Source organism: Trichocoleus sp. DQ-A3, from assembly GCF_039961975.1.
Lineage (GTDB): Bacteria > Cyanobacteriota > Cyanobacteriia > Cyanobacteriales > FACHB-T130 > FACHB-T130.
Genome location: NZ_JAMPKC010000054.1, coordinates 1 through 10,866, shown reverse-complemented (window position 1 = coordinate 10,866; position 10,866 = coordinate 1). Strand labels below are relative to the sequence as shown.

At 45.7% G+C, this 10,866-nt stretch carries 3 protein-coding genes; 2 read left to right on the top strand and 1 reads right to left on the bottom strand.

The genetic code is table 11. The features are described from left to right. Window positions 1-804: 804 nt before the first annotated feature. Complete coding sequence (locus NDI44_RS28565) at window positions 805-3,621, bottom strand: efflux RND transporter periplasmic adaptor subunit (RefSeq protein WP_190416448.1); 2,817 nt, start codon at window positions 3,619-3,621, stop codon at window positions 805-807. A 382-nt stretch (window positions 3,622-4,003) separates the two neighbouring features. Here NDI44_RS28565 and NDI44_RS28560 point away from each other — a divergent pair, with 382 nt between their 5' ends. Together NDI44_RS28560 and NDI44_RS28555 are read left to right on the top strand one after the other, a co-directional pair. Beyond that, window positions 4,004-9,340 carry a S8 family serine peptidase gene (locus tag NDI44_RS28560; protein ID WP_190416447.1) on the top strand — a complete coding sequence of 1,779 codons (5,337 nt, stop codon included), beginning with the start codon at window positions 4,004-4,006 and terminating at the stop codon, window positions 9,338-9,340. 100 nt (window positions 9,341-9,440) lie between these two features. After that, window positions 9,441-9,728 carry a hypothetical protein gene (locus NDI44_RS28555; protein ID WP_190416446.1) on the top strand — a complete coding sequence of 96 codons (288 nt, stop codon included), beginning with the start codon at window positions 9,441-9,443 and terminating at the stop codon, window positions 9,726-9,728. Window positions 9,729-10,866 lie beyond the last annotated feature (1,138 nt).

Sequence of the window (10,866 nt, the reverse complement as noted above, 5' to 3'; positions counted from 1 at the left end):
TTAGCACTGGCACAGGCGGATCTGGGGGGAACTCATCTGGTGACATGAGTCCAACGAAGAAAGCCAGCAGATCCTTTGGGATCTCTCCACTCGCGTCCTGATACAGTTCCCAAATCCAAGCCACTTGCTACCTCTCACTCTAATATTCCTTTCAAGGAATGTCAACTTCAATATTCTCTCAAAGGAATACATGATTTGCCAAACAATATCCGAGACTTACGCAGAAGTAGGCGAGGAGCTGAAGAGGCAAGCCCTAGACTAGAGGAATGACCTTATTAAACTAGATCAGTGCCAGTATTTACTGAGCAGTCCCATCAATTACACGATGACAAATTTGGCTGATCGCCTTGATAGCATCAGTCATGACTGCATCAACCGCTACTTGCGTGGCGAGAAATTGACCCCTTGCCTCTTGTGAGACAACGTTGAACCTCTGCTGCGAATTTCTAAGAACGCTTATGAAAAGCGAGTGCTTCTTTTATCTGGTTGTCCTATCTCCTCAATAATTGCACCTGTTGCCATGCATTCAGCAATAACTAACGTAACTTGATAATTGAATGTTAGCGATAGGGATTGATTTTCGATATTACCTGTATCTCAGCTCTTGCACTTAAGGTTTTTTTCGATAAACATTTTGTTTTCCAAACAACCGTTTGAAACACCAAATTTAACGCCTATCGTACAGTTTTTGGAATCATCAAATAGCTTGATAGCCTTGATTATTAAACTTTTATTCCTCTAGATACGTAACCCCAAAATGATTAACATTGAGCAAGCCGTACTGAAGAATTTGCGGGTTTCTATTTAGCCAATACCAAATAGGCCCGGTTGCACCAGTTTCAGCAACTCCCGCTGTGCTTTTTTATATAACGGCATTGACTCAGACTCAATATGGCCATACCCCTTCATCCCCGGTTGCAACTGTAAATCTGGCTGGTCAATCAAAATCCGGACACTCAAAGTCGGTTTAGGTTGAGTTTCAGTTACCGCCACCGTTGACGAAATTTCTTGCACTTTACCTGTATATTTACGACCGCCAGCATCGCGAGGGAAAAACTTCACACTTGCTCCCACTTTCAGCAAATCTTTGTCTTCTTGGGGAACTTTAATACTAATACTCAGTTTATTCGGATTGAAAATTTCTAACAGCGGCTCACCCTCTTTGAGCAGGTTATTTTTCATTAAGTCAATTTTCTCAGCAATCACAATCCCCGCAGTCTCAGATTTTAACTCCAACAGCTTCTTCTTTTCTTCTCTTCTGGGAATTTCCGCATCCATCTTGATAGCTACTTCCTGCTGGTTTTGAATAGCCGTTTTGGCATTTTCGACTTGCTGTAATATAGACTGCCGCACAGCTTGTATGCGCTTGAGTTCGCCTTGCCGTTGAGCAAGCTGTTCTTGAAGCTGTTGTTTAATTGTTTCTATCTCGGATTTTTTAGTGGCTATCTGTTTCTGGTGTTTATTTTTGAGACTAGAAAAGTTATCGACTTCTTTCTCTATATCTTCCACATCATTTAAAGGAATAACACCCTTCTCAAATGATTGATAACGTTTTAGACGAGCTGAGCTTTTTTCGATCTGATTATTAACTCCCGTTATTTCCTCTTCAATTTCATCTATCTGATGTTCTAATCCCCGAATTTGAGGGAAGGAATTCCCTTGCGCTATTTTCTCAACAACTTGCTCAACTTGTTGTTGAGCATTAGTTTCATTAACATCAGCTTCTTTCACTTGAGATTGAAGGTTATTTAGCTGTTGTTCATAATTTTTTACATTAAGCTTTGCTTGAGCTGCTTCCTGTTGAGCTTTAGCAATCTCATCTTCTAGCTCTTTGCTGAATAAAATCGCTAGAGTTTGTCCGGGTGTAACTTGTTGATTGTGGCTAACATAGATTTCTTTGACAATACCAGAGAGTTTCGCCGTAACCGCTTGTCTGGCATTTGTCGTGGAAGTCACTTCCGCTTCGCCAGGGACGGAATTAGGTACTTGAATCAATCCCAAACCACTGATACCAACAAGTACAACGCTAATGGTTATCCACTTTTTTAACGAGTTTGGTTTTGAAGCAACGACGGAAGCTGGAGGTGTCGCCGGGGTAACTGAGGGTGTAGTGGAGGGAGTGGTGGTGGGAGGAACGACTTTTAGTTGTGGCTGCGGACGGGGTGTCGGTGCGTTAGAAGTCATAGTTTTAGAGGTAGATGGCCAGTAAAAGTAAATCGCCCAAAGTGTGAGTAAGATGATGGCAATGGTGGGAATATTCGTCAGCGTCCAACCTGTCACCAGTCCCAAGAGACTACCGAAAACCAAAAGACTGTACAGTAAGCTGAATGGAGCGTAAGCTGCTAAAAAAGCTTGATCGCCTGGTTTTTCGTTGGTACTTCGTCCTTGCAGCAAGTTGCCATAGAATCCAAATGAGCGACTCCGCAGATTGTTGATGCCACTCATCGCAACTGCCAGATAATAGCCATCAAATTTGGATAGCGGATTAAGATTAACGGCAACAGTGAATAAAGCCGCGGCCATGAGTAAAAAGCTAGTCGTGTGCAGCCACATGGATGAAATTTGCCACATCCAAAATGCACCCGCAGCGATCGCTACTTGACAAATCACACCCGCAGCGACAACCAGTACCCGTTGTCTTCGCTTCACCAAGCAGTAGGCATCTGTCGTGTTCGTGTAAGCTGCGGGTATCAGGAACATAAACATCATCCCCACTTCTGGGACAATGCCACCGTAATACTTCAGCGTAAAGGCGTGACCAAGTTCGTGGAGTGTCACTACTAGCATCGCCAAAAGTCCGAAAGGCAGCATTAGAGAGCCTCCCTGAGTTCTCATCAGCTGCTGACCAGCTAGTAAAATGTCTGTACTGTGGGAGAAAGCGATCGCGCTTGACCATCCCAGGAAGAAGCACAACAATAAGGCAAAAGTCCGCGTCCATATCCAGTGCAATTTATCAACGTGTCTGCTTAACCAGCGGTCAGGATTAAACAGGGACAGTTTGAAAAACAGCAGTTGCATGGGAGTGAACTTCCCTCTGGATGGCTTTTGTGGTTTCGTTCCCACCAGCATTCCAGTAGCAGCCAGTTGTTGTAGGAGTTTTCGCAACTCCTGAGTGCTGATATTGTATTTTTGGGCGATCGCTTCTAGTTGCCGTTGTCCCAAATCGGAAATTACCGCTTTACCCGTATCATCTACCTGGATAAACGTTACATCTTCCGGGTTGCGTAAAATCCAGTAGCCATCCGGGTGTTTAATCCACTGTACGCAGGCTTTCAGTACCGACCCAGAAGCCCCTGGCGTGGGACTTTCTTCGGCATCGGATAGCGTCAAAATGTCTACGACGACCAGCTTTGAAAGCAACTGACTCACAAAGTCGGGGGAGATAGCATTGCCTAGCTGTTGCTGACAACGCTCTTGGACTTGTCCCACAGTAAACCGCCCAGTAAAGGATTGCAGAGCATAGCCTTCGGTGGCAGAAAACCGGATGCGTCGGTTCCCCTCAAGTGACTGGAGAACGAATTCGTCTGAATTGCGAAGTTTGCCTAGCTTCCAATCAGCAGTCAGGTCGGGACAAATCCAGTTGTAACTTTCTCCTGGAGCGAATCCATCCTCAAGATTCATGACCGAAAGTCCTACTTACGGTAGATGCACAATTCCCAGGATAAACCGGAATCTTCAATAAAAGTAGAAAAGTCAAGCAAAACAGATTAATTTGCCAATCTAGTTAGTTTTTAAATTAAATATCTAGATTTATCCGCATATTTACTGATTAAACATATTCTTTAACACTGTAAGACGTGCAGCATTTGCTTCATCCCAGCTCTATAAACTGTGGTGTAGAACTGGGCTGAGCTTCTCCATGAATTTATAATCTGGCCAGAGAATTTCAGTAATTTCTCTAACTTCAAAAAAAAGAACAAAAGTTAAATTGTATCAAGCCAGAGAATAATCACTGCAAATTGCTGGCGCTATGCAAAGTATTAGTCATCACTAAGGGGAATCTATGGGTTTGTTTAAGTTTTTCTCCAAAAAGCGTGCTGCGGCGATTGGATTTCAGCCCCAAAAGTCACCTCAGAAAACATCGTTGCAGACGTTTATTTTGGAGCCGATTTTGACGCCCAGTGGTTTGTTAGACGGCGGAGATAGCGCGCCTGACCCTGTGGTGATGGATTGGAACATGGATACGCTGGCTGATGTTGACCTACCAGAGATGGATGTCGATGCTGACGCGGCGGATGCGATCGCTGATGTTGACATACTTGATAGCGATGGGGATGCGACGGATGCGATCGCTGATGTCGATTTACTTGATGCGGATGCAGATACAGATGCGACCGATACAGTTACTGATGTTGAGCTACCGGATGCGGATGGGGAAACTGACGCAACGGGAACGTTCGCAGCCAGTACGTATGAAATGGAAATTTCGGATGCAGACATCGAACCCGTTGGCTTCTTCTATGGCGATAAAGATGACTCACTGACGGCTATTGCAGAATCCAACTCTACTATTGGTTCGGTTGATCTACCGGATATAGATGCTGATACAGATGCGAACGCTTCGGTTGACCTACTTGGTAGCGTTGGGGATACAGATGCGACGGATGCGATCGCTGATGTCGAACCTGATACGGATGGAGACACAGATGCAATCGCTGATGTTGATCTACCGGATATAGATGCCGACACAGATGCTACAGACGCAAGCGTTGATGTTGACCTACTTGATACAGACGCTACAGGTGCAGACGCAGATACTGAGATACCCGATGATGGCATCGAAGCTGTTGATTTTGTCTACAACGATGCAAACAACCCAGTAACAGATGTTATCCAACCCAGTCCCCCCTTTAATTCTGGTGTGTTCACCGTGGGCGAAACTGGCGAGGTGAGTATTGATTTCTTATTTGACGGCGGTCAGTATCAAGGAGAATTAGCCGTTTTCAGCCTGGATGGGATGGATGGCTTTGAGCCGGGTTCAGAGGCATTTATTAAAGAAGCAGCTTCTCGCGCACTCTCTAATTCCGAATTGGGTCATATAGTGATCGCTGACGCTACCGAGGGAGCGAGGTTTAGTGGCGCACTGCCCCATGAAGGCAACTTTAACACTGGGGCATACCAGGGCGTTAAGACTTTCTCGATGCGTCCGGGCGGCACTTTTGGTGTGATGCTGGTGCCTCATGGTACGGTGCAGCAGCTATTTGATAATCCTGCTGCTGAGGGTTACGGGCGTCCGTTGTTCTCAATGACGACAAGCAAACCGACTGATCTGTTCCACATGGGACAGATTGCCGATGTCACGGGAGATGGCAATACCTTCGTGATGGAGGATATGCGGGTTGATGGCTGGACAGACAAAGACTATAACGACGTTATCTTCCAGGTGCGGGGTGCAAAAGCCCAAGCAGTACATCTGGATGATGTAATTGACTCTGGTAAAGATTGGCGCAACACCGATATGGGTCAGGCGTTGATCGCTTATGCTGAACCCTACGTTACACCCGATACTGATGATGGGGGAGCGATCGCTGTCGATCCTATTCTTGACTTAGAAGGCACAGTAGATGATGGGGGCGCGATCGCTGTTGACACAATTCCCGATTTTGAAGACTCAGTAGATGATGGGGAAGCGATCGCTGTTGACACAATTCCCGACAATGAAGACATTGCTGAAAATCCAGCTGATAGTACAGATGTTGTAGAAGAACACACTCATGTAGAGGAAGTACCCGTAACCAACACGGTTCAGCCGCAGCGGTTTGAGTTTGCCAAAGCAAATCAGCCTTTGGTGGGCGTGATTGATACGGGTTTCAGTGCCAATAATCCCGATATTGACTACAGCCGGATTATTTTAGGACAAGACCGAGTAAATGGGGATGCTAACCCGTTGCTATCAGATGGTGAAGGAAACGAGCATGGCACCCATATTTTAGGCATCATTGGCGCAACTCAGGACAACGGAGTTGGAATTGATGGTATTAATGACGATGCACCTCTGTGGGTAGGACGCGCCATTGGTTCTGGGAAATGGGCAGATTCTTTAGTTGAATTTGTAGATGCTGCCAAGGAGTCAGGACAACCGAATGCCGTAGTTAACCTCAGCCTTGACTTGACTCAAGTTAACCGGGATGGCAGTGTGACGACGCGCTATGAGTTTACCCCGGCTGAGAGAGCAGCGATTGAGTATGCCCGTCAACATAATGTGCTGATTGTGGCGGCTGCTGGTAACGATGGCGGCGTGATGTCGGTTTTAGGTCAAGCTTCCCAGGAATTTGACAACATTATTACTGTAGGTGCGGCTGAACGGGTCAACGACGAAGTGGCACTCTCCAAAGCTTTTGACCGTGCTGCTTATTCGTCTTATGGTAACGGTCTGGATATTATGGCTCCCGGTGGGACCGTTGAGAATCCAGAACTGTCTACCACTGGCGATGGTGTGGGTACAATGGCTGGGACTTCTGTAGCCAGCGCTAAAGTTACAGGTGCAGTGTCTCAGGTGTGGGCGGCTAATCCGGGTTTGAGCTATCGCCAAGTGATTGAGATTCTCAAGAATACTGCGGCTGATTTGAAGACACCAGGATGGGATGGCGAGACGGGCGCTGGTTTGTTGAATATGGCGGCGGCGGTGCATTTGGCGAAGGCGACACAACCAGAGTTATTGCCAGTCAAACCATTACCAATAGAGCCACCTAAAGATGAAGAACCAGAAGTCCAGGAATCGGTAATTAAAATTACTCCTGAAATGGGCTTTTTACCAGAGCCTATTAAGCTTACTGATGATATTTGGTTCCTGGGAGGCCCTAGTCCAGATGAGTTAAATTTGATTGGTGGTTTTTCTAATAGGAACGCCGCCGATACAACTAATGCAGATCAACTTTGGTCAGGTGGAGGTTTAGGACTAAACCTAAATGGTTCTGGTGTGACTGTTGGTGTATGGGATCAAGGAAAAGTCCGCAATACACATCAAGAGTTTGGTTCTCGTGTTGTCATTAGTGATTCAGCCTCAAATTTCAACGATCATGCTACCCATGTTGCCGGAACAATAGGAGCTACTGGGGTTAACTCTGAAGCTCGCGGTATGGCTAATCAAGTTAATATCCGTAGCTATGATTGGAATAACCATTTCCAAGAATTAGAAGCTGCTGCTAAGACAGGGTTGAGTTTATCTAACCATTCTTACGGTAAAGTAATAGGCTGGACTTCTGGAATTGATTGGTCTGGAATCGGTGTTTACGGAGCAATTGATACTTGGTGGTCAAATCGAGCACTATTTTCTGAAGCTGAAGCTTTTGGGAAGTACGGTCAAGGCTCTAATGACTTAGATCGGATACTCTATAACAACCCTAATTTGCTAAGTGTATGGGCTGCGGGTAACGATCGCAGTGATAGTTTCGGAAATCAATCTGGAAACAACACTTACGTCAGTTATTTCTCATCAAATCCCGGTAATATCCCCAATTGGCAAAAAGCAGGCTGGTATAAAATCCCCAACAGTAGTGTTACAACTGCTCCTGGTAAAGATGGCGGAAATAGTGGCTACGATACTCTATCTTCGGAGGGCGCAGTAGCCAAAAACACTTTAGTAGTTGGTGCCATCAACGCAATTACAGCTGATCCCTATAACAACAGTAACGTTGTTATGTCATCCTTCTCTAACTGGGGGCCAACGGATGATGGGCGACTCAAGGTTGATGTTGTTGGTAATGGAATAGATGTCTACTCAACATTAGCTAGTTCCGATACGGCGTACAAATCTTCTAGCGGTACGTCTATGGCAACACCAAACGTAACAGGAACAGCCGCATTACTAACTCAACATTACAAAAACCTCTACGGTGTATCTCCCCGTAGTGCCACACTTAAAGGTGTAATAACTCATACAGCTTTTGATGCTGGCAATAAAGGACCAGACTATACCTATGGATGGGGCGTTGTTGATGGGGCTGCTGCCGCCACATTCTTGACTAACGCCAAAAATCAAGTAACCAATCGTCTAATAGAAAGCACATACATAGGTTTTCAACAAAGCTATCAGATTACATCTAATGGTAGCGGCTCACTAAAAGCTACGCTCGTCTGGACCGATCCACCAGGAACTCCACATGGTAATGGGTTAGATGAAACGACTCGTGTACTCGTCAACGATCTTGATTTATCGATAACCGCACCAAACGGTCAAGTATTTTACCCTTGGACGCTCGACCCGAATAATCCCTCAGCACCAGCAGTTCGCACTACCCGTAACCATGTCGATAACATCGAACAGGTGCTAATTGATACGCCTATGCCTGGAACTTACACGATTAATGTCAATCATTCGGGTAATTCCTTCACACAAGCGTACTCTTTGCTAGTCAGCGGTATTTCAAACCCACTAGACAATCCGATCGGTCGTGGCTCACGCGCACCCAATCTCTTTATAGATGCCTACAACCGCGTCAACGGTCAAGGTCGCGGACTCAAAGCTCAAGGTGATGCTTATCGATGGGGTAATGGCTGGACACAACGCTTCCTTGACTCCAATAATAATGAAGTTTTGATCATGCTCGAAGATGGTCAAAACAAAGCTTACGTGGTGTGGGGAGAAATTCTCAAAGAATACAAAAATGTAGGTGGCCCTGTTGGAGCAAACCTGCCCGGTGGTGGCTGGGCATATCTCGGCTATCCCCGCTCTGACGAAAAAGGCGGCACCAGCAGCAAAGGCTCACCTCTAGCCATCCAAGAATTTGCGGGTGAAAATGGTAAAGCACGGCTTTACTACCACTGGAATAACGGGAACCGAGTTGCTACTTGGGGAAGCATTGGTGCTTTCTACATCAATATCGGCGGTCACAATCATTGGTTAGGAGCGCCAACCAAGCGGGAATACATTGACGGGGATACCATTTTTGCAGATTTTGAAGGTGGTCGTATTGGATTCCGAATCAGTGACGGAAAGACAGAAGCTTTGCAACCAGGTCAACAACCATCTTGGCGACAACGACCCAGTTGGGAAATAGCCATAGATCAAGCCTATTCGGCGAGTCCAGTCGGTTTAGGTTCTCCACTTTCTGGTTACTTCGATGCGACTAAATCGCCACAAGGCACAACTGGCAAATACCGTGTTTACCAAAACGGCACTATTCACTGGACACCGCAATACGGTGCTGTTCCTCTTTGGTATGATTTGCAACGAGAATATAGTGAATATAGCTTTCCCAATGGTTCTGGTGGTTGGTTAGGTTTTCCCACCAAGCGCGAATATGCCTGGAATGGAGGAATGCGAACCGATTTTGAAGGAGGATATATATTCTGGAATGGACAACGGGCAAAAGCATATCAGCATGGGCAATTTCCTTAATCTTTTAACAGTTTCGATATCTCTGCTACGTATGGCTTGCTTGGAGATACTTCCACATAACTAGAAACTTAGATATTCGTGTGGCTCCAAGATTTAATAGATGGGTAAGTCAAGTGCTGGTGCAAATGTCTGCTCTAGCCCCAGCACTAATTTCTCCAAGATTGGGTTTAAAAGTTACAGGGAATCGGTTACTTTTGATAGTTGGATTTATGGAGAAAGGATTACTGATGTCCAGTTAGGAACTCCAGATGAGTGGTGGTATCGGATAGTGGGTACTACCAAAAAGTGGATTCCTAGTGCGCTAATATTTGGCAATACACCAGGTTCTACTCCATTGCCTCCATCATTTCCTAGTAGTGGTTCTACTATTGGAATTCCAGTAGATTAGAATTCTCCTACATACCGCCAAAATAATTCCTTATAGCGGACTGGATACGCACCAAAAGCTGTTAATTCGCCTATGTATCGCATGGTAAACCCTAACGATAGGGAAACTGTACCTGGTATGCTAAGGTCGTTTCAGACAACGCTCAGGTAATAGTTTTGCTGTACCCAATACCAATTTGCTCACATAAGACCTTCGGTCTTATGTGAGCAAATCCTGAGATGCCAGTAATCAAGGGTTTCAGCTTTTGGTTTTCGTGCGAGGGAAGAGTATAACGACTACTCTGCATCCGTTAAACTAATCAGCCAGGGTGCATTCCGGCTCCAGTTTGAGAGAAAGAATCAAAGGTGTTAGAGCTAGTACGGCAAGGACTCTCCTACCGGAAAGTAGCCAAGAACTGGGGCTATCAAAAAACACTGTGATGAGAATTGTGCGAGATTCACGAGACCCATCCCAATTGACGCGGAATGAAAGCAATCGCTTCAGAGTCAAAGTTCAGATCCAGATGGTTTTGGCTGGGAATACGACTGGGAAGAGAAGAGATTTTATACCGTTTAGATTCTCTTAAATCTTGCATCAGAGTTACTACTTGTCAATGCCTAATTTTCTGGTACTCCACTTAAGCGACTCATGAAATAAATGATTCATCAAAAATAGTCGGGCAGCGACCGCTGTTCACGCCACCGCAACGCTATCAATGCTATTCCCAATTGTGGGACAGAACGGGAAAGTCATCGATTTCGGATTGAAAGAAAAGCCTCTCTCAACTCCAATCGAGAATTCTAGTTTGAGCGAGTCGGACTCTTAAACCGCTGCCCTGACTGCGATCACCAGTCGGGAAAGTCGAGTATTCCGACTTGAAGGAAAGTTCTCTGTTAACTCCAATCGACCGTTCTGGTTTGCTAGAGCAGGACTCCTGAATCGCTGTCAAGAATGCGATCACCCGTCGGGAAAGTCTGTTATTCCGGATTGGAGAAGAACTTGGATCAAGCGCTAACTGAGCGATCTACGTCTCCTGATGACTTGTTAGTTTAGCCCACCCCCAAGTTTTTCCGCCCAATTGACGCTTCATTATTTTCGGGATAAAGCACTGTGGGGTAACACTCGTAGCACTTCTTCTACCGTCGTTACCCCAGTTGTT